14 protein-coding genes are annotated in these 20,826 nt (G+C 72.8%); 9 read left to right on the top strand and 5 right to left on the bottom strand.

The features are described 5' to 3' along the window. The first annotated feature begins 7 nt into the window (after window positions 1–7). The gene (gene gatB, locus SL103_RS28380) at window positions 8–1,516 is read left to right on the top strand and encodes an Asp-tRNA(Asn)/Glu-tRNA(Gln) amidotransferase subunit GatB (protein ID WP_069571779.1); all 1,509 of its coding nucleotides are present in this window, start codon (window positions 8–10) and stop codon (window positions 1,514–1,516) included. Window positions 1,517–1,703: 187 nt separating this feature from the next. Next, entirely contained in the window at window positions 1,704–2,606 is a 903-nt protein-coding gene (locus tag SL103_RS28375) for an LLM class F420-dependent oxidoreductase (RefSeq protein ID WP_069571777.1), read from the top strand. 40 nt (window positions 2,607–2,646) lie between these two features. Here the strand turns inward: SL103_RS28375 and SL103_RS28370 are convergent, their stop codons facing one another. Together SL103_RS28370 and SL103_RS28365 are read right to left on the bottom strand one after the other, a co-directional pair. Further along, window positions 2,647–3,543: a COG4705 family protein gene (locus SL103_RS28370; protein ID WP_244304067.1), complete on the bottom strand. Its 897-nt coding sequence runs from the start codon at window positions 3,541–3,543 to the stop codon at window positions 2,647–2,649. 203 nt (window positions 3,544–3,746) lie between these two features. After that, window positions 3,747–5,504 carry a chitinase gene (locus SL103_RS28365; protein ID WP_069571775.1) on the bottom strand — a complete coding sequence of 586 codons (1,758 nt, stop codon included), beginning with the start codon at window positions 5,502–5,504 and terminating at the stop codon, window positions 3,747–3,749. A gap of 614 nt (window positions 5,505–6,118) precedes the next feature. Here SL103_RS28365 and SL103_RS28360 point away from each other — a divergent pair. Next, on the top strand, window positions 6,119–6,775 hold the full coding sequence (locus SL103_RS28360; RefSeq protein ID WP_069571773.1) for a hypothetical protein: 657 nt from the start codon (window positions 6,119–6,121) through the stop codon (window positions 6,773–6,775). Between the two features lie 221 nt (window positions 6,776–6,996). Then, a complete protein-coding gene (locus SL103_RS28355) occupies window positions 6,997–9,294 on the top strand; it encodes an MMPL family transporter (protein WP_069571771.1) in 2,298 nt (765 codons plus the stop codon). A 107-nt stretch (window positions 9,295–9,401) separates the two neighbouring features. Here SL103_RS28355 and SL103_RS28350 read toward each other — a convergent pair whose 3' ends face one another. Next, a complete protein-coding gene (locus tag SL103_RS28350) occupies window positions 9,402–9,839 on the bottom strand; it encodes a VOC family protein (protein ID WP_069571769.1) in 438 nt (145 codons plus the stop codon). Window positions 9,840–10,025: 186 nt separating this feature from the next. Here SL103_RS28350 and SL103_RS28345 point away from each other — a divergent pair, with 186 nt between their 5' ends. The 3 genes from SL103_RS28345 to SL103_RS28335 all read left to right on the top strand — a co-directional run bounded on the left by SL103_RS28345 (window position 10,026) and on the right by SL103_RS28335 (window position 14,176). Next, on the top strand, window positions 10,026–10,673 hold the full coding sequence (locus tag SL103_RS28345) for a hypothetical protein (protein ID WP_069571767.1): 648 nt from the start codon (window positions 10,026–10,028) through the stop codon (window positions 10,671–10,673). A gap of 147 nt (window positions 10,674–10,820) precedes the next feature. Then, window positions 10,821–11,018 (top strand): hypothetical protein, encoded by a 198-nt coding sequence (locus SL103_RS28340; RefSeq protein ID WP_069571765.1) that lies wholly within the window; start codon window positions 10,821–10,823, stop codon window positions 11,016–11,018. Window positions 11,019–11,086: 68 nt separating this feature from the next. Further along, on the top strand, window positions 11,087–14,176 hold the full coding sequence (locus SL103_RS28335; RefSeq protein ID WP_069571763.1) for a helix-turn-helix transcriptional regulator: 3,090 nt from the start codon (window positions 11,087–11,089) through the stop codon (window positions 14,174–14,176). Window positions 14,177–14,227: 51 nt separating this feature from the next. On the opposite strand, the gene SL103_RS28330 is transcribed toward SL103_RS28335, so the two are convergent. Both SL103_RS28330 and SL103_RS28325 read right to left on the bottom strand, forming a co-directional pair. Beyond that, window positions 14,228–15,409 (bottom strand): PQQ-dependent sugar dehydrogenase, encoded by a 1,182-nt coding sequence (locus tag SL103_RS28330; RefSeq protein ID WP_069571761.1) that lies wholly within the window; start codon window positions 15,407–15,409, stop codon window positions 14,228–14,230. A gap of 61 nt (window positions 15,410–15,470) precedes the next feature. Beyond that, window positions 15,471–16,499: an aldo/keto reductase gene (locus tag SL103_RS28325; protein ID WP_208869971.1), complete on the bottom strand. Its 1,029-nt coding sequence runs from the start codon at window positions 16,497–16,499 to the stop codon at window positions 15,471–15,473. An 88-nt stretch (window positions 16,500–16,587) separates the two neighbouring features. Between SL103_RS28325 and SL103_RS28320 the strand changes: the two genes are divergently transcribed. Together SL103_RS28320 and SL103_RS28315 are read left to right on the top strand one after the other, a co-directional pair. Then, on the top strand, window positions 16,588–17,550 hold the full coding sequence (locus SL103_RS28320; protein ID WP_069571757.1) for a 2-hydroxyacid dehydrogenase: 963 nt from the start codon (window positions 16,588–16,590) through the stop codon (window positions 17,548–17,550). Between the two features lie 306 nt (window positions 17,551–17,856). Next, window positions 17,857–20,772 carry a putative bifunctional diguanylate cyclase/phosphodiesterase gene (locus SL103_RS28315; protein WP_432215369.1) on the top strand — a complete coding sequence of 972 codons (2,916 nt, stop codon included), beginning with the start codon at window positions 17,857–17,859 and terminating at the stop codon, window positions 20,770–20,772. Window positions 20,773–20,826: the final 54 nt, after the last annotated feature.

Raw genomic sequence — 20,826 nt, 5'->3', positions numbered from 1 at the left:
TTTCACCGTGACTGTCACTGACCTGGTGTCGTACGAGGACGCCCTCGCGGCCTACGACCCCGTCATGGGCCTGGAGGTCCATGTCGAGCTCGGCACCAAGACCAAGATGTTCTGCGGGTGTTCCACGGCTCTCGGCGCGGACGCCAACTCGCAGACCTGCCCCACCTGCCTGGGCATGCCCGGCTCGCTGCCCGTCGTCAACGCGATCGGCGTCGAGTCCGCGATCAAGATCGGCCTGGCGCTGAACTGCTCCATCGCCGAATGGTGCCGCTTCGCCCGGAAGAACTACTTCTATCCGGACATGCCGAAGAACTTCCAGACCTCCCAGTACGACGAGCCGATCGCCTTCGACGGCTACCTCGACGTACAGCTGGAGGACGGGGAGGTCTTCCGGGTGCACATCGAGCGCGCCCACATGGAGGAGGACACCGGCAAGTCGACGCACGTCGGCGGCGCCACCGGCCGTATCCACGGCGCGCGGCACTCCCTCCTGGACTACAACCGCGCCGGCATCCCGCTCATCGAGATCGTCACCAAGCCGATCGAGGGCGCCGGCGAGCGCGCCCCCGAGGTCGCCAAGGCGTACGTCGCCGAGCTGCGCGAGCTCATCAAGGCGCTCGGCGTCTCCGAGGCCCGGATGGAGCAGGGCCAGATGCGCTGCGACGTCAACCTCTCGCTGCGCCCCCAGGGCACCGAGAAGTTCGGTACGCGCTCGGAGACGAAGAACGTCAACTCGCTGCGCTCCGTCGAGCGTGCCGCCCGGTTCGAGATCCAGCGGCACGCCGCGGTGCTCTCCTCCGGCGGCACGATCGTCCAGGAGACCCGTCACTTCCACGAGGAGGACGGCTCCACGACGCCCGGCCGGATCAAGGAGGAGGCGGAGGACTACCGCTACTTCCCCGAGCCCGACCTGGTGCCGGTGGCTCCCTCCCGCGAGTGGGTCGAGGAGCTGCGGGCCGGTCTGCCCGAGCTTCCCCGGGTCCGCCGCAACCGGCTCCGCGAGGAGTGGGGCATCAGCGAGCACGACATGCAGTCGATCCTCAACGCGGGCGCGGTCGACCTGATCGTGGCCACCGTCGAGGCCGGCGCGGACTCCGCCGCGGCCCGTAAGTGGTGGATGGGCGAGCTGGCCCGCCGTGCCAACGAGGACGGCGTCGAACTGGCGGCCCTTTCGATCACCCCGCAGGACGTCGCGCGGGTCGCCCAGCTGGTCGCCGAGGGCTCCCTCAACGACAAGCTGGCCCGCCAGACCATCGAGGGCGTGCTGGCCGGCGAGGGCGCCCCGGACACCGTCGTCGAGAAGCGCGGCCTCAAGGTCGTCTCCGACGAGGGCGCGCTGGGCACGGCCGTGGACGAGGCGATCGCCGCCAACGCGGCCATCGCCGACAAGATCCGTGGCGGCAAGGTGGCCGCGGCCGGCGCGCTGGTCGGTGCGGTCATGAAGGCCACCCGCGGCCAGGCGGACGCGGCGCGCGTCCGTGAGCTGATCCTGGAGAAGCTGGGCGTCGAGGGCTGACACCCGGGTTTCCGCCGCGCGGCCGTCCTTCCCACGGAAGGGCGGCCGTTCGGCGTCCGGGCCCCGACCGCCCCGGGCTCACCCGTTCGGCCCGGTGCGGAATGCCGGGACGTCCCGCCGTGCTGTGATCGATGGCGGGCCCCCTCGCACGCGCGCGGGCGGGCCGCCCCCAGCCAGTGGAGGAACGGTGCAGCAGCAGGCTCTTGCGTCGCGGATCGGCCGGATCGGTGTCTGGCACGGCGGGCTCGGCCGGATCCCGGCCGCCACCGCCCGGCGGGTGGCAGCCGAGATCGAGGAACTCGGCTACGGCGCGCTGTGGTTCGGCGAGGGGCCCGGCACCAAGGAGGCGTTCAGCCACGCGGCGCTGCTGCTCGCCGCCACCGGGCGCATCACCGTCGCCACCGGCATCGCCAACATCTGGGGCCGGGACGCCGCCGCCGCGAACGGCGCCGCGCACACCCTCGCCGAGGCGTACGACGGCCGTTTCCTGCTCGGCCTGGGCGCCAGTCACGCGCCGATCGTCAACCTGCGCGGCCACACCTACGCCAAGCCGCTCGCCGCGATGCGGGACTACCTCGACGGGATGGACGCGGCCCCGTACGAGGGCCCGGTGGCCGAACCCCCGCCGGCCCGGGTGCTGGCGGCGCTGGGCCCGAAGATGCTGGAGCTGGCCCGGGACCGGGCGGCCGGCGCGCACCCGTACCTCGTGCCCACGGAGCACACGGCCCGCGCCCGCGAGATCCTCGGGGACGGCCCGCTGCTCGCCCCCGAACAGGCCGTCGTACTGGAGACCGACCCGGCGAAGGCCCGTGCCGCGGCCCGCGCCCACACGCGGTTCTACCTGGAACTGCCCAACTACGTCGGCAATCTGCGCCGGTTCGGCTTCGATGACGACGACTTCACCGGCGGCGGCAGCGACCGGCTGGTGGACGCGCTGGTGGCCTGGGGCGACGTGGACGCCGTCCGGCGCCGGGTGCAGGAGCACCTCGACGCGGGCGCCGACCACGTCGCCCTCCAGCCGCTCGCCGCCGACGGCGGCCTGGGCCTCGATCAACTCCGCGCGCTGGCACCGGCGTTGACCGGGTCCTGAGCCCGACAGCGGTACGCGGCAGGGCCGCGGCCGCTCCGCGTCAGGCGGCGGTACCGGTGGCCGGCAACTCGGACGGGGTGTCCTTGTGGCTGATCGCCAGGTAGCCCACGAGCAGCACGATCGGCACGATGAGCGCCAGCGTGACCGGACCCGTCCCCCAGCCGAGGCCGCCGCGGGCGGTGGAGACGCCCATCCAGTCGGCGAAGGAGGCGCCGAGCGGACGGGTCAGCACGTACGCCCACCAGAAGGCGGCGACGGCGTTGAGCCAGAGGAAGCGCCCGGACAGTGCGGGCACCGCGATGAGCGCGGTGAACAGGAGGCCGGAGGGCAGATAGCCCCAGTGCAGGGTGCCTGCGGTGAGGTCGCCGACCGCGGTGCCGAGGGCGAAGGTGGTGAGCACCGTCGCCCAGTAGAAGGTCTCGCGGCGGCGGGTGCGGATGCTGTGGATGGACAGCGTTCCCTCGGACGCGTACCAAACGGTCAGCAGCCCGGCCAGTCCGAGCGAGAAGGCGATGACCGAGACCGTGTAGGGGATGCCGGCCACGACGTGCACGACATCGGCGGCCATGGTGCCGAAGACGCTGACCATGACGATGGCGGACCAGTAGACCACGGGCCGGTAGCGGGTGGACCGGAACTGGAGGACCAGCAGGGCCACCAGGCCGGCCAGCCCGAGGCCGCCGGCCGGGATCGGCCCGAGCGTCCGGGCGAGGTAGTCCGAGGCCGTCTCGCCCATGCCCGTGGTCAGTACCTTCACACCCCAGAACAGGGCCGTGACCTGAGGTACCTTGCTCCAGCCCGGTGCGTGTCCGGCTCCGGGCACGGGGGTGCGCGACCACTCCCCGCCCACCGGCCGTGCCAGCGCCTCGCTGCTCGACTGCGCCATCGTCCTGTCCGCCCTCCCGGCGCGGTGCGCCGTGTCGGCAACCTTCTGCATGTCGGGCGCCGTTCAGCCGACCACGCGTGAGCGGTGGCCACTGCCCGGCTTTCGTCTACAAGACTGTAGACGATGGGTCCGGGCGAGCCGCGGGCGCCTCCGGGCGGGCTGCTGCCGTTGTCCGCGCTCGCCGACGCGTGGGGCGCCGGCGAGCGCGTGCCGGGGAAGAGCGTGCGGTGCGGGTTGCGCGGCCGCGAGTACGGCTACGGCAGCCCGTGGACGTGCGGGCCGACCGCGTTCGACCAGGCATTGCCGCTCGCCGCGTCCCAGTTGGTGGACCAGGTCATGGCTCCCCGCAGGCCGGGGTAGGTCTTCGCGGGCTTGAAGGAGCCGCAGCCGGTGCCCTTGGTGAGGCAGTCCAGGGCGGCGTTGACGACACTCGGCGCGACATAGCCGCTGCCCGCGCCGCGGGTGGAGGCGGGAAGCCCGAGGCCCACCTGTGAGGGATCGAGGCCGCCCTCCAGCTGGATGCAGGCCAGCGCGGTGAGGAAGTCGACCGACCCCTGCGAGTAGACCTTGCCGTCGCAGCCCAGCATGGAACCGCTGTTGTAGTACTGCATGTTGACGACGGTGAGGATGTCCTTGACGTTCAGCGCGGTCCGGAAGTAGCCACCCGACGTCGACTGCATGTCGATGGTCTGCGGCGCCATGGTGAGGACGAGTTTCCCTCCCGCCTTCTGGGAGAGGGAGCGCAGCGCCTGCGTCATATAGGTGGGGTTGAGCCCGTTTTCCAGGTCGATGTCGACGCCGTTGAAGCCGTACTGCTGCATGAGGGCGTAGACGCTGTCGGCGAAGTTGGCGGCCGAGGTGGAGTCGTTGACGGAAACGGTGCCCTTCTCGCCGCCGACGGAGAGGACCACCGACTTGCCGGCCGCCTGCTTGGCCTTGATGTCGGCCTTGAACTGGTCGACGGTGTAGCCGCCGAGACCTGCCGAGTCGAGGTTGAAGGTGACCGCACCGGGTGTGGTCGTGGCGTCGGCGAAGGCGACCGCGATGATGTCGTACTGGCCCGGAACGTCACTGATCTTCTGCACGGTGGCACCGTTGTTGAAGTTCTGCCAGTAGCCGGTGACCGCGTGCCTGGGGACGACGGGGTCGGTGCCGCCGCCGGCCGGCGCGGTGGTCGCGGACACCTCCGCCGAACGTGCCGATTCCCCGGACGCATTGCCGGCGGTGACCTGGAAACGGTAGGCGGTGGCGGGTGACAGCCCCGTGACGGTGGCCGCGGTGCCGCTCACGGTGCGGTCCTTGGCGCCGTCGCGGTAGACCGTGTAGCCGGTGGCGCCGGCGACCGGGTTCCAGGACAGGGCGACCGACGACGACGTCACGGCGCCGGCGGTCAGACCACCGGGCGCCGCCGGTACCCCGGGACCGGGGTCGGTGCCGCCTCCGCCATCAGGACCGAGGACGCTGAAGTCGTCGGCCAGATAGGCGGGTTGCCCGTACCACCCATGGGTGTAAACGGTGACGGAGGTGGTGGCGGGGCCGGTGGTGAACGTGGTCGCGAGCTGCTGCCAGTCGGTGGCGGACGGAGTCCAGGTCGAGACGTCGGTGGTCCCGGTACCCGACGCGCCCAGGTAGACGTACGAGCCCTGCACGTACGCGCTGAGCCGGTACGTCGCACCCGGCTTGACGGCGACGACCTGCGAGCAGGTGGCGTTGTCCGACGCGGTGGGCGTGGCCCTCAGCGCGGCGACGCCACCGTGCACGGGCGAGCCCACGGTGCTGCCACTGCCCGCCGAACAGGTCCAGTTGCCCAGCCCCGCCTCGTATCCGGCGTTCCTGGCCACGTTGACATCGGCTGCCGTGGCGCCGGTGACCGACGGGGCCGGAGCCGCCGGAGCGGCCGAAGCCGGGGTGAGGGTGGCGGTCGTGGTGGCCGCGGCGGTGGCGAGTGCCGCCAGCAGCCCGCCGAACAGGCGTCTGTGGCGGGACGGTCGGGTGCGCGCGATGCGAGGCATACCTGTCTCCAGTGCCGAAGAGGGGGAGCCCGGAGCCCGGGCAGAACTGCACGAGACGGTGGCCACCGCTACGAGGGCCGGCCCGACACCACTCCGACACCGGTCCGACCCTGGCCACAGAATGGTTCAGACCAATGGGCCGGTCAAGGGTCGCGACAGGATGAGGCTCCGCGGTTTCGTTGTCGGTGCCGTATGCCAAAGTGGGCCCGGCAATTGATTCGAAAAGCGGGGGCACTTCTGAATCCTGGAGACCGGAGGTTTCCCGCTCTCCGCGGGGTGAGCGAACGCCAAGTGCCGCCCCTCTCAAGCTCATTGCGGGATCCGCGGCGGTGAGGTCCCTCGCGCAGCAGGCAAACTGGCATGGAAGAGACCGAGGTCGGTAAGTGAATACGCCGCAGCAGGCGAACAACGGATTCGGTGGTGTGCCGTCGGGTGTGCCGCAGGGCGGGCAGCCGGGGGGTTATCCGCCGCAGGGCCCGGGTGGGCAGGTGCCGCCCGGGCCGTACGGGGTGCCTCAGCCGGGGCCGTACGGGGCACCGGGTCCCTACGGGGCGCCGCAGCAGGGGCCGTACGGGGCGCCGCAGCAGGTTCCGTACGGGTACGGCGGACCCGGGATGGTGCCGCAGCCGCCGCAGGCGCCCAAGAGCAATACGGGGAAGGTCTTGGGGATCGTCGGGGCGGTGGTGGGGGTCCTGGTCCTGGGCGGCGTGGCGTCGGCCGTGGTTTTCGGGGGCGGTGGCGGCGGGAGCAAGCAGTCCGCGGGGCCGAAGTACAAGATCACGGTGCCGCAGTCGCTGGTCGGCGGGAAGTACTCGCTGGCCAAGGACTTGTCCCAGCAGATGGGAGCCCAGGTGCCGAGCGACGGGGTGAACGCGCACGGCATGCGTGCGGCGGGCGGGCAGTACACCGGGGGTACCACCTCGCTGGTGGTGTCGGGGATCTACGGCACCATCGATGATCCCGAAGAGGGGATCGACCACATGATCAACGGCATGACCAAGTCCCCGGGGGTGGAAGTCGCCGTTCCGGAGAAGAAGTTCACGCCGAGCGATGGTGGCGAGCCGCTGACCTGCGGTGTGGATGTGAAGGCCGTGGCAGGTCAGAAGGTCACGCTGGAGTTCTGCGCCTGGGGCACCTCCAGTACGACGGCCAGCGTCGCGCAGACCGACGCCGCCGATTTGGCCAAGGCGCCCGAGTCGGTCGATCTGCAGGAACTCGCCGACGAGACGAGCAAGATCCGTAGCGAGGTGCAGGTGCCGGCGGGTGGCTGACCTCGGGCGACCAGGGTGGGAGGCTCCTCTTCCGGGTTGTGTGTGGTGAAGGCCACAAAGGGGGCAAAGGATCTTTTCCGGGTGTCACTCTGCTCTGATGAGGGCCCGGGGCCGCTTGCCTGATCGGTGGGTGGCGGGGGCCTCCCAACCCGTTCGTCCGCGCTCGGCACCACCCGTACCCGGGAGTTATCGACGCACAACCCGGGAAGCAGTCGAGGTCCGTGACGGCTCTGGCTCGGTGGTGTCTCAGACGCCGCATCGTGGTGATCGTTCTCTGGCTTGCCGCCTTCGCGGGCGTCGCGGTTGCCGCAGGGGTGAGCGGGGCCGCGTACTCGAATGACTACGAGGTGCCGGGGACCGAGTCCGGGCAGGCCGGCGCGCTGATGGCGAAGGCGTTCCCCGGGCAGGCCGGGGACAGCGACACGATCGTGTGGCACACCGAGCGCGGGACGGTGCGGGCCGGCGCGGTCGAGAAGACCATGCGGCGCACGCTGGGGGAGGTCGCTCGGCTGCCGGGGGTCGCCGAGGTGCACGGGCCGTACGGCAGCCACGCGAAGGCGGACGTCGGCGGGGCGCAGGGCGGGCGGCAGATCAGCAGGGACGGGCGTACCGCCTATGCCGCGCTCGTGTTCGACCGGCCGACCGAGGAACTGGGCGTGGCGCAGGTCCGCAAGGTCGTCGAGACCGCGCGGGCAGCCGACGGGGACGGGCTGCAGGTCGAGCTGGGCGGCGCCGGGATCGCGCTGACCGAGGCGCCGCGGGCGCAGTTGCCGGAGTTGATCGGGCTGGGCGCGGCGGCCGTGGTGCTGTTCCTCGCCTTCGGGTCGCTCGCCGCGACGTTTCTGCCGATCGTCACCGCGGTGGCCGCGGTCGGCACCGCCTCGGCCGGGATCGCGCTGCTCAGCCATGCGATGACCGTTGCCGACTTCGCCCCGATGCTCGGCAGTCTGATCGGGCTCGGGGTCGGGATCGACTACGCGTTGTTCATCGTGACCCGGCACCGGAAGGGGCTCAGGGCGGGGCTGCCCGTCCAGGAGGCCGCCGAGCGTGCGGTGTCGGTCTCCGGGCGGGCCGTCGTCTTCGCCGGGGCGACGGTGTGCATCGCGCTGCTGGGGATGCTGGTCCTGCGGCTGAGCTTCCTCAACGGGGTCGCGCTGGCCGCCTCGCTCACGGTCGTGCTGACCGTCGCCGCGTCCGTGACCCTGCTGCCGGCGCTGCTCGGCGTGATCGGGATGCGGGCGCTCGGGCGGCGGGAGCGGCGGCGGCTGGCGGAGCAGGGACCGGAGCCGGAGCAGCGGGCGGGGATCGCCGCCCGGTGGGCCGGATTCGTGGAGCGGCACCCGAAGCTGCTGGGGGCGGCCGCGGCCGCCGTCATGCTGACCCTGGCACTGCCCACCTTCGGCCTGCATCTGGGGACGTCGGACCAGGGCAACAACCCGGCCACGTCGACGACCCGGAAGGCGTACGACCTGCTCGCGGGCGAGCGGGCCGGTGGCGGTCACGGCAGCGGCTTCGGGCCCGGGTTCAACGGGCCGCTGACCCTCGTCGGCACCCTCGACGGCCCCGACGACCGGATCGCGTTCGACAAGCTGCCGCAGCGGCTGCGGCACACTCCCGGCGTCGCCCAGGTCGGCGGCCCGGAGTTCGACGGGAGCCGCAGCACCGGCGTGATCACCGTCGTACCGGACAGCTCCCCGCAGTCGCGACAGACCTCTGACCTGGTGGAACGGCTGCGCGGCGAGGTCCTGCCGGAGGCTGCGGACGGGACCACGCTCCAGGTGCGGGTCGGCGGGGTCACCGCGAGCTATGACGACTTCGCCTCGGTGATCGTCGGCAAGCTGCCGTTGTTCATCGGCGTCGTCGTGGCACTCGGGTCGATCCTGCTGCTGCTCGCGTTCCGCAGCATCGGCATCCCCCTGAAGGCGGCGCTGATGAACGTCGCGGCGGTCGCCTCGGCCTTCGGGGTCGTGGTCGCGGTCTTCCAGTGGGGGTGGGGGAGCGAGCTGCTCGGGCTGGGCAGCGCCGGGCCGATCGAGCCGTTCCTGCCGGTCATCATGGTCTCGGTGCTCTTCGGCCTGTCCATGGACTACCAGGTGTTCCTGGTCTCGCGGATGTACGAGGAGTGGCAGCTGACCCGCGACAACCGCCAGGCGGTACGGGTCGGCCTGGCCGAGACCAGCCGGGTCATCAACTCGGCGGCGGTCATCATGATCGCGGTGTTCGCGGCCTTCGTGCTGAGCGGCGACCGGACCATCGCGATGTTCGGTATCGGGCTGGCCTCCGCGGTCGCGCTGGACGCGTTCGTGCTCCGTACCCTGCTGGTCCCGGCGCTGATGCACATGCTGGGCGGCGCCAACTGGTGGCTGCCGTCCTGGCTGGACCGGTGGCTGCCCCGGATCAGCATCGAACCGCCGCCGGAGCCGCGGGACGCGCCGGCCCCACCCCGCCCCCGGGAGGGGGACCGGCCCCTGGTGGGCGCCCAGGGGGTGGGGCGTCCGACGGGCCGGACCGACGGGTAAGGGCCTGGCCCGGCCGGTCAGGGTCGGCCCGGGGGGTAAGGGCCCTGGCCCCTCGGGTCAGGCGCGGACCAGACCCCGGCCGCCGCGGCGCCGCAGTCGCGCGCCGCTCACCTGACGGGGGCGTCGAGGGCGAGCAGATTGCCCTCGCTGTCACGGAACCAGGCGCCGCGCGCGCCCCGCGCGCCCGTGCTCGGGTAGTTCCCCACGACCTCGACGATCCCGTCCTGCGTCCGCCCGCCGCCCAGCAGCCCCGGAAGCTCGACGTCCTCGAACACCACCCCGCGCCGCCTGAGCGCCGAGACGGCCGCCTCGATGTCGTCGACCTCCCACGCCATCTGCGTGCAGGTGCCGGACGCGGCGCCCTCCGACCGGAACACGACGAACTCCGTGCCGCCGGTCCGGTAGAGCAGCCCGCCGGGGCGTTCGTCGACGGGTTCCAGGCCGAGCCGCTCGGAGTAGAAGCGCCGGGCCCGCTCCAGGTCCTGGGCCGGCAGCCTGGTCACCGCGCGCGCCCGGGGCAGAATGTCGCTGTTGTTCGCATTCATGGCTCCACTGTGCCGTCAGTGACTGCCAGAAGGGCGGAGGCCGCGGCCGCCCGCTGGTGCCGTCCCGCCCGGCGCGCCCCCTCGACGCGCCGCCCGACGCCCCCTCCGGCCCACGTTTTCCCAGGTCAGTGGCGCTCATCCGGTCTTCTCATCTCGCTCTCAGACACGGCCCCTACGGTCGCGCCCATGGGAACGACCAGGACGACCGAGAAGCGAACCGACGACGAGACCGTGCCCGCGCAGGCCGGTGGTGCGGCCACGGAGACCGCAGCGCTCCCGGAGACCACGGAGGCGGAGGCGGCGGCCAAGGCGAGCGCCAAGGCCGACGAGCGGACCGACGAGAACGCGGTCCTCGCCGAACAGGACGAGTCCAGTGAGGCCGAGGCGGAGGACGACACCGCCGACCTCGGCGACACGGAGGCGAACGACGCTTCCGCGCCGCCCGCTACCGGGGTCGCCGCCGGAGCCGGCGCGGTCGTCGCGGCGGGGCTCGGGCTCGCGTCCGTCACCGGTACCTGGCTCGGCACGCTGATGGCCGAGCGGCAGACGCTGATGGGGCAGATCAAGCTCCAGACGCACCAGGCCACCGACCAGATCTCCGCCATGTACGGCACCCCCTGGCACACCACCGCCCTGGTCAACGGCGTCTTCGCGCTGCTGGCCGGGATCGTCGCCGCGGTGGTGCTGAGCCGCCCGCGCGCCGGCTGGGTGCGGGCCGTCGCATGGGGCGGGCTGGCGCTCGCCGTACTGGGGATCCTGATCTCCGCGGGCATGTACCTCGACCTGTTCGGGAGCATGCCCAGCATCCCTAAGGGCCCCGCACCCGGCGCCTAAGGACCGCGGCGGCTCCTGAGGTCCCCGCGGGCCGGTTTCTAAGCACCGCCCGCGGACAAAGATCGGGAACTCTCCCGATGTGGCCGACCCCCCTTGGAGACGAGGCTTGATCCCGTCAACGAGCCACGTCATCCAAGGAGAGTCACCATGTTCCACAACGAGCTGGAAATGCGCGTCCGTTACGAAGAGCTGCGCCGCGAGGCCCAGCGGCAGCACCTGGTGCGCGAGGCCCGCGAGGGCGCTCGCGCCGGGCGCGCGGCCGTCCGTTCCGGGGAGAACGACGCCGAGGGGCGGGTGAGTTCCGGGCGGGCCCGGCGGTGGCGGGTACGCCGTGCCGCCGCCTGACCCGCCGCGGACTCAACAGCCGGGGCACCGCGGTGAATCCCACTGCCGGATTGTCAGACGCCTGTGCGATGCTCAGCAGCGTGGAGACCAGGTCCGTCAGTCCCGTGTTCGTCGGCCGCGCGGCCGAACTCGCCGCGCTGGGCGAGGCGCTCGCCCGCATCGCGGCGACCGGTGAGCCCCAGGCCCTGCTGATCGGGGGCGAGGCCGGGGTGGGCAAGACCCGCCTCATCGAGGAGTTCGCCGAGGAGGCCCGCGCCCGGGGCGCGCTGGTCGCCCTGGGCGGCTGCATCGAGATCGGCTCGGAGGGCCTGCCCTTCGCGCCGTTCTCGGCGATCCTGCACACCCTCAACTGGCACCTGCGCGACGAGCTCGCCGCGGCCGTCGCCGGCCAGGAGGGCGAACTCTCCCGCATCCTGCCCGAATTGGGCGAGACCCCCGGCGAGGCGCACGACGAGGAGATCGGCCGCGCCCGCCTCTTCGAGCTGACCGCCCGCCTCCTGGAGCGCCTCGCCACCGACCGTACGCTCGTCATCGTCGTCGAGGACCTCCACTGGGCCGACCGCTCCACCCGCGAACTCCTCGCCTACCTCCTGCGGGCCCTGCACGACGCCCGGGTCCTGCTCGTGGCGACGTACCGCTCCGACGACATCCACCGCCGGCACCCGCTGCGGCCCTTCCTCGCCGAGATCGACCGGATGCGGACCGTACGCCGCATCGAGCTGGCCCGCTTCAACCGGGACGAGGTCCGCTCCCAGATAGCGGGGATCAACGGCAGCGCTCCCGAGGAGGACACCGTCGACCGGGTCTTCAAGCGCTCCGAGGGCAACGCCTTCTTCGTCGAGGAGCTGGCCCGCAGCCTCGCCGAGGGCTGCCTGTACGGCCTGAGCGATCCGCTGCGCGACCTGCTGCTGGTGCGCGTCGAGGCACTGCCGGAGGACGCCCAGCGCGTGGTGCGCACGGCCTCCGAGGGCGGCTCGACCGTCGAGCACGAACTCCTCTCCGCCGTCTGCGGGATGCCGGAGGACGACCTCATCGCGGCGCTGCGGGCCGCCGTCGGCAGCAACACCCTCGTGCCCACCCAGGACGGTACGGGCTACCGCTTCCGGCACGCCCTCGTCCGCGAGGCGGTCGTCGACGACCTGCTGCCCGGCGAACGCACCCGCCTCAACCGCCGCTACGCCCAGGCCCTGGAGGCCGACCCCTCGCTGGTGCGCAGCGACGTCTGCGCCGCCCGGCTGGCCAGCTACTGGTACAAGGCCCACGACGCCGCCAAGGCGCTGCCCGCCGTGCTCGCCGCCTCCGTCCAGGCCCGCCGCCGCCATGCCTACGCCGAGCAGCTGCGGCTGCTCGACCGCGCCCTGGAGCTGTGGGACGACGCCCCGCCGGAGGTCCGCCAAGGGGTGCGCCCGGTCGACTACGCCGAGGCGTATCCGGCCTGCGGCTGCGACGACGACGCGCTGCGCTTCCTCGACCTGCTCGCCGAGATCGCGGTGGCCGCCCGGCTGTCCGGCGACAGCGAGCGAGCCTTCACGATCACCAAGCGGGCCCTGCGGTCCCTGCGCGAGGAGGACGACCCCCTGCGCACGGCCTGGTTCCTGGTGCAGCGCTCCCGGCTGTGCCAGGGCACCGGCCGCGGCAACGGCTGGGAGGACCTGGGCCGGGCGCAGGAGCTGGTGCGCGGCCTGCCGCCGTCCTCGGTGCACGCCGGGGTGATGGCCGCCGTCGCCAGCTGGTCGGCGCTGCACGAACCGGGCCCGGGCGCCTACACCACCGCCGAACGTGCCGTGGAACTGGCCCAGTTGGTGGGTGACGAGGAGGCCGAGCTCAACTCCCGAGTGACCCTCGCCGGGCTGCGGATCGACTCCGGCGAGACCGACGAGGGCCTCGACGACCTCCGTACGGCCCTCGACCGCGCCGTCGAGCGCGGGTACTTCGCCGTCATCGGGCGCGCCCACATCAACCTTCCGTCCGCGCTGGAGGGCCTCGGCCGCTCGCGCGAGGCGGTCGGGGTCACCGAGCAGGGCGTCCGACTCACCACCCACTACGGCCTCAAGGACACCACCAGCTGGGTGTTGGGCAACCGCGCCGAATCGCTCCACGCGCTGGGCCGCTGGGAGGAGGCGGGCCGGGCCGCCGTCGACGCCCGCGGCCTCGCCCAGAACCGCCGCGCCATGGCCCTGGCCGCCAACCACCTCACCGACCTCGCCCTGGACCGGGGCGACCTCGCCGAGGCCGAGCGCGAACTGGCCGTCGCGCGGGAGTACTACGGCACCCAGATTCCGCAGCCGCAGCACGCCCTCCCCATGGCGCGGCACGCCCTGCGGGTCGCCGCCCGCCAGGGCCGGCTCCTCGACGCCCGCGCCATCCTCGGACAGGCCCTGGAAGGCGGCTTCCCGCCCGGCATCCAGCGCTACGCCTGGCCGCTGCTGTGGTGGGCCGCCGCCGCAGAGTCGGACGCCCGCGGTCTGCCGGCCGCCGCAGCGGGCCGGCCCGAGGTGCTCGCCCACATCCGGGACGCCGCCAAGAAGCTGCCCCGCGTCGCCCCGGTATGGGAGGCGTACGGCCTCGCGGTCGACGCCGAACTCCGCCGCGCCGAGGGCCGCGAGGCCCCCGACGCCTGGGCCGCGGTGGTCGCCGCCTTCGAACCCGTGGAGCGCCCGCACGAACTCGCCCGGGCCTGCTACCGCTGGGCCGAGTCCCTGCTGCACGGCGGCGAGCCGGCCACCGCCGGGCTGGACGGCCGCAGCCCGCGCGAGGCCGCCGTCCTGCTGCTCGCCCAGGCCCGCACCGCCGCCGAAGCGATGGGCGCCCGGCCGCTCGCCGAGGAACTCGCCCAGCTCGCCCGGCGCGCCCGGATCCCGCTGCCGGGCCTGATACCGCCCCAGCCGACGGCACCGGAGGCGGGCGCCGCGGACGCCGGGGACGCCCCCTCCGCCGCGGCGCTCGGGCTCACCCCGCGCGAGCGGGACGTGCTCCGCCTGGTCGCCGAGGGGCGCAGCAACCGCCAGATAGCCGACGCCCTGTTCATCTCGCCCAAGACCGCCAGCGTGCACGTCTCCAACATCCTCGCCAAGCTGGGGGTCTCCGGCCGGGGCGAGGCGGGCGCGGTGGCACACCGCCTGCGCCTGTTCGGCGACGTGCCCTCGGGGGCGCCGTGACGGCTTCGGTCGGCTGTTCCTCCGGCCACCGGAATGCGGGGTGCGGCAGGGTCAGGTCACCTTGAGGCGCAGGATCCGGTCGTCGCCCTTGTGCGGTGTGCCCCGGCCGTCCGTGTTGCTGGTGACCAGCCACAGGCCGCCGTCGTCGGTCGCGACGACCGTCCGCAGCCGCCCGTAGGTGCCCTTGAGGAACGCCTGGGGTGCCGCGACCGGCTCGGTGCCGTTCAGCGCGATCCGCCACAGTCGTTCGCCGCGCAGCGAGGCCATCCAGATGGACCCCTTGGCGTAGGCGATGCCGCTGGGGGAGGCGTCCTTGGTCTTCCACACCTCGACCGGGTCGGTGAAGCCGGCGCCCCGCTGTCCGGCCTTGGCCTTGCCCTCGACCTCCGGCCAGCCGTAGTTCCTGCCGGGCTCGATCAGGTTGAGCTCGTCCCAGGTGTCCTGCCCGAACTCCGACGCCCACAGCCGGTGGTCGCTGTCCCAGGCCAGGCCCTGCACATTGCGGTGCCCGTAGTCGTAGACCACCGAGTCCGCCTCGGGATTGCCGTGCGCGGGCTCGCCGTCCGGCGTCATCCGCAGGATCTTGCCGCCCAGCGACGCCTTGTCCTGCGCCAGCCCCTTGTCGCCGGTCTCACCGGTACCGGCGTAGAGCATCTTGTCCGGGCCGAACGCGATCCGCCCGCCGTTGTGGATCTGCCCCTTGGGGATGCCCCGCAGGATCGTGTCCGGCGCGCCGAGCTGATCGCCCGCGGGGCGCTTCTCGTCGTAGATCATGCGGGCGATGCGGTTGTCGGACGCGGTGGTGAAGTACGCGTACACCTGGTGGTCCGTGCCGAAGGTCGAGGGCACCGCGATGCCCAGCAGCCCGCCCTCGCCGCCGGGGTCCACGCCCGGCACCGAACCCAGCTCGGTGGTCTTGCCGCCGTCCGCCGCGACCCGGAAGATCTTCCCGGTGTCACGGGAGCCGACCAGCAGATCGCCGCCCGGCAGCACCGCCACGCCCCACGGGGACTTCAGCCCGGTGGTGAGCGTGGCGGTCACCTTCACCGAGCCCTTGGCGGGCGGGGCGGTGGCGGACGGCGTGGCGCTCGGGGCCCCGCCGGAGGCACCGGGGCTCCGCGCCGGGGCGGGGGTGCCCCCGCCCCCCTGGGGCAGCCCGCCGCCCGACGAGCAGCCCGCTGCCAGGAGCAGCGACGCGGCGGCCAACAGGGTGGTGAGGGAACGGCGTTGCACGGCGGGGATCCTCTCGTCGTCCGGCTGGCACCACCCCACCACACCGCGGGCCCGCACGGGGTCACCAGGACTGTCGCGCCGGCGGCAGCGTCGCGATCTCCGCCAGGTCCTCCCGGGTCAGCCGCAGCTCCGCGGCCTTCGCGTTCTGCGCGGCCCAGCGCTCCTTCTTCGTCCCCGGTACGGGGACCACGTGCCGGCCCTGGGCGAGCACCCACGCCAGGGCCACCTGCCCCGGTGTCGCGCCGTACCGGGCGCCGACCCGCCGCAGCCCGGCCACCACCGGCTGGTTGGCGGCCATCATCTCCGCGGTGAAGCGCGGATGGCGGGCCCGTATGTCCTCCGGTTCGAAGCCCTGGCCCGGGGTGAGGGTGCCGGTCAGATAGCCGTTCCCCAGCGGCATCGCCGCCAGGAAGCCGACACCCCGCGACTCGCACCACGGCAGCAGCTCCTCCAGCGCCTCCGGCGACCACACCGACAGCTCGGCCTGCACGCTGCTGACCGGGAACACCTGCTGGATGCGCTCCAGTTGGGCGAGGGTGACGTCATGCATCCGCGAGCGCGCCCGCAGCCCGGACCCCCGCACCGTACGGGTCGCGCGGGCCTGCCGGACCGCCCGCGCCCCCACCGCGCACAGCCCCAGCGAGCGCACCTTCCCGGCCGCCACCAGCTCCGCCATCGCCCCCCAGGTCTCCTCGATGGGCACCTCCGGATCGGCGCGGTGCAGCTGGTAGAGGTCGATTCGGTCGGTCTGCAGCCGGCGCAGCGAGGCGTCGCAGGCACGCTTGACGTAACCGGGCCGCCCGTTGGCGACGATGTGCTGCTCACCGACCAGCAGCCCGCACTTGGTCGAGACGAACGCCTCCGCCCGCCGCTCCTTGAGGACCCGCCCCACCAGCAGCTCGTTGGTGAACGGCCCGTACATGTCGGCGGTGTCCAGCAGGCTGCAGCCCCGGTCCAGTGCGGTGTGCACGGCCCGCAGCGAGCTCTCCCCGCTGCGCTGCGACGCGGTGTACCCCCAGCTCATCGGCATGCAGCCGAGCCCTACGGAGCCCACTTCGAGGGCCGCCGCACCGATTGTCCTGCGCTCCACCTGGTTGTGCCTCCGTCCCCTCGCCCCCGGTCAAGGGCCAGACCAAACTAACGTCTGAGCAGAACATCTCTTCGCATAGCCTCGAGCCATGGCAACCGCAGACCAGTGCACCGATGCGAACGACGTATGGCTCCCGATTCCCCCCGGTGAGATCGAGGGCCTCCCCGAGGGTCTCCACTACGTGCACTGGGACGCCGGCCCCGACTACCCGGCCGACCCGGCCCGGTGCGTCTTCTACGCCGTCCCCTACATGAAGGGCGCCGAAGTCAGCCTGCGCCCGCTGTCCCGGATGAGCCGGGTGCGGGTGGTGCAGACCCTCACCGCCGGTATCGAGCACATGCTGCCCGGACTCGACCGGCTGCCGTCCGGTGCCCAACTGTGCAACGCCCGCGGGCTGCACGACGCCAGCACCGCCGAGCTCGCGCTCACCCTGATCCTGGCGGCGCTGCGCGACATCCCCGGTTTTGTACGGAGCCAGGACGCGGGGGAGTGGCGGACGGGCTTCCGGCCGGCCCTTGCCGACAAGTCGGTCCTTATTGTGGGCTATGGTTCGATCGGCAGTGCCATCGAAGACCGGCTCACGCCTTTCGAGTGTGCGCGGGTGGTGCGCGTCGCTCGCACCGCGCGTGACACAGTGCGCGGTCCTGTGCACCCACTCTCCGATCTGTCCGCCCTCCTGCCCGCAGCGGACGTCGTGGTGCTGGCCGCGCCGCTCACCGAAGAGACCCGTGGCCTGGTCGGAAGCGATTTTCTGGCGCGGATGAAGGACGGCGCACTGCTGGTGAACATCGCGCGCGGCGGGATCGTCGACACCGAGGCGCTGCTCGCCGAACTGGAGTCGGGGCGGCTGCGCGCGGCGCTCGACGTCACGGAACCGGAACCCCTGCCCGCCGGGCATCCGCTGTGGCACGCTCCCGGCGTGCTCATCACTCCACACGTCGGTGGCCCCAGCTCTGCTTTTCTGCCCCGTGCGAAGCGGCTGCTGCGGGACCAGCTGACGCTGTTCGCGGCCCGTGAACCCCTCCGGAACGTGATCGCCACCGCCGACTGAAACGGGTTGCGCGTAGCACTACGAGGCCGTACGACTGCAGGGGGTATTCAAAAAGCTGCGCCGGTCACGCTCCGTAGAAGTGCTATGTCGCTGAGTGACGGAACTGGTGTATCGTCCCGAGCGGGGACAGCGCCGGACGAAAGCGGCGCAGTGCGAAAGATCCGGAACGCGAGGGGGGCGACGGGCGATGGACGGCCGATGGACGATCCGTGAGAGGCGCTATCCACGAGCATTCGCGGGGGCGCGTCGACGACCCCAGGCGCACCGCTCGCGGTGGCAGCCGGTACGGGACAGCGGGAGAGCGCGGTGAGCGCCCCCGGCGCGATGCTCTCCCGGCCCCCGACGCCGGCCGGCAGTCCGCCCAGCGCGGTGCCGCAGGTCGCCCTGGCCGTGCTCTGCGGCGGTTACGCGCTCGGTGCCGCCCTCGGCTGGGGGTCCCGCGAAGTCGCCCTGTTCATGGGGGACTTCGGGCTCAGCTTCGCCGCGCTGGTGGCGGCCGTCTCCTGCGGTCTGTACGCGCGCCGGCGCCGCAGCCGGTTCCGCCCGGCCTGGCTGCTGTTCGCCGTCTCCTCGGGGATGGCCGGCATCGGCAACGGCGTATGGGGCTGGTACGAGGTCGTCAAGGGGACACCCGTCCCCAGCCCCTCGCCCGCGGACTTCTGCTTCCTGCTGTTCGCGCCGCCGGCCATCGTCGGCCTGCTGGTGCTCGCCAAGCGGCCGGTGTCCCGGGCCGGTTGGGTCTGCCTGGGCCTGGACTCCTGGCTGATCGCCGGGTCGCTGCTCACCCTCTCGTGGAGCCTCGCGCTCGCCCACACCGCCCACTTCCAGGGCCGCAGCGTGGCCCAGTGCGCGCTGTCGCTGGCGTATCCGCTGCTGGACATCGTGCTGGTGAGCATGGTGCTCGTGCTGCACTTCCGGCGCTCCTCGGTGCACCGCTCTGCGATCAACACCGCGGTCGCGGCGCTGGCGTTGACGGTGCTGTGCGACGCCCTGTTCAGTTCGCCGCTGCTGCGTGAGCACTACCGTTCCGGCCAGATCCTGGACGCCGGCTGGTTCGCCGGCTCGATGCTGCTCGCGTACGCCCCCTGGGTCGCCCGGCGGGCCGGCGAGGAGGACCCGGAGGAGCTCGCACCGCCGGTCGCCCGCCCGGAGCCGCACGGCAGCCGCCCGATCACCGGCTCGCTCGCCGCGCTCACCCCGTACCTCGCCGCCGCGGTGTGCACCCTCGGCATCCTCACCAACGTCCTGGACGGGCGGCAGATCGACCGGGTGGTGCTCTTCACGGGCTGCACGGTCGTCCTCGCGCTGGTCGTCCGCCAGGGCATCATGCTGCTCGACAACATCACCCTCGCCCAGGAGCTGGCCCAGAAGGAGAACCACTTCCGCTCCCTGGTGCAGGGCTCCAGCGACGTCATCATGATCGCTGCCCCCTCGGGTGTGCTGCGCTACGTCAGCCCGGCCGCCGCCGGTGTCTACGGGCGGGACGCCGACGAACTGGTCGGCTCCGAGCTGTCCGCGCTGATCCACCCCGAGGACCTGGGGCGGGTCGTCCACGAGGTCCGCAGATTCCTCGCCGCCGACCCGCAGGACGAACCGACCACCCGCATCGAGTGCCGCTTCCGGGCCGGCGCGCGGCGCTCCGGCGGCGACGGCTGGCTGAACGTCGAGTCCACGGTCAACCGCCACCACGGCGGCCTGATCTTCAACTCCCGTGACGTCACCGAGCGGGTCCGGCTGCAGGCCCAGCTCCAGCACAACGCCTCGCACGACGCGCTGACCGACCTGCCCAACCGCGCGCTGTTCACCGAACGGGTCACCAAGGCCGTCACCGGCCGCCGGGCCAGCGACCACGACACCGCGGTGCTCTACATCGACCTCGACGGCTTCAAGCAGGTCAACGACACCATCGGGCACCAGGCCGGGGACGAGCTGCTGGTACAGGCCGCCCGCAGGCTGGGGGACTCGGTGCGCTCCGGGGACATAGCGGCGCGGCTGGGCGGCGACGAGTTCGCCGCGCTGATCACCGGCGACGGCACCCGCGACCGCGCGGCCCGCGAGTTCCGCCTCCTGGAGATCGCCGACCGGCTGCGCATCAAGCTCTCCGAGCCGTACCGCATCGACGGCCGGGACGTACGGGTGGCGGCCAGCATCGGGGTGGCCTTCGCGGAGCCCGGCGTCACCCCCGCCGGCCTGCTGCGCAACGCCGACCTCGCGATGTACCGCGCCAAGCAGGCCGGCAAGGGCCGGGTGGAGCTGTACGCCCCGCAGATGCAGGACGAGGTGGCTCACCGCGCCGAGCTCGCCACCAAGCTCCGCACCGCTCTCAACGAGGGCGCCTTCGCCTTACTGCACCAGCCGGTGGTCGAGCTGGCGACCGGGCGGGTCACGGCGGTCGCCGCGCACGCCCGCTGGCGCTCCGACGAGGGCATCCTCTTCACCCCGGCCGAATTCCTGCGGGTGGGGGACCGCGGCCGGTTGACCGACGACGGCAACCGCGCCGCCGAGCTGGACCGCTGGCAGCTGGAGGAGGCCGTCGCGCAGGCGGCCGCGCGCCACCGCGCCGGGCACCAGATCCCGGTCGCCGTCCGGCTCTCCGCCCGGCGGCTGCTGGACCGGGCACTGTCCCCCAAGGGTGTCGAATCGCTGCTCGCCCGGCACGGCCTGCCGTCCCGTTCGCTCGTCCTGGAATTGTCCGAAAGTGACCCCCGGCTCCCGCTGGACGACCTGGAGCGCCGGCTGGTCGCGCTGCGCCGGCTCGGCGTACGGATCGCCCTGGACGGCTTCGGCAGCGGGTACGCGGCGATCAGCGCGCTGCGCCGGCTGCCCATCGACGTGCTGCGGTTGGACCGCGGGCTGGTCGACGGGGTCGTGGAGTCCGCCCGGCTGCACAAGATCACCGCCGGCCTGCTGCGGATCGCCGGCGACCTGGGCATGCATTCCGTCGCGGACGGCGTCGACCTGCCCGAGCAGATCCTCGCGCTGCGGTCCATGGGCTGCACCCACGGCATGGGGCTGGCCTTTTCCGGCCCGCTCGATGAGCACCGGCTGCGCCGGACGCTGACGCACACCGGCTACCCGGTGCCCGAGCTGCCCGGGCAGGGCCGCGAGGTGGTGCTCAGCGGCCGCGGCCTGCCGGTGCGGCACGGTGGGACGGCGGGCCCGGATTCGCTCGTACATCCGCCATTGCGCTCAAATAGTGAGACCTCCGTCCCACCCACTTGACACTCGGTGCACGGCGGGGGGAGGGTCAGTGCCATGCGCACCCGAATTCTCGTA

It is taken from the genome of Streptomyces lydicus (assembly GCF_001729485.1).
GTDB classification, from domain to species: Bacteria; Actinomycetota; Actinomycetes; order Streptomycetales; family Streptomycetaceae; genus Streptomyces; species Streptomyces lydicus_D.
Note: the sequence above shows the minus strand (reverse complement) of the source record. Positions and strands in the feature narration are given on the sequence as shown.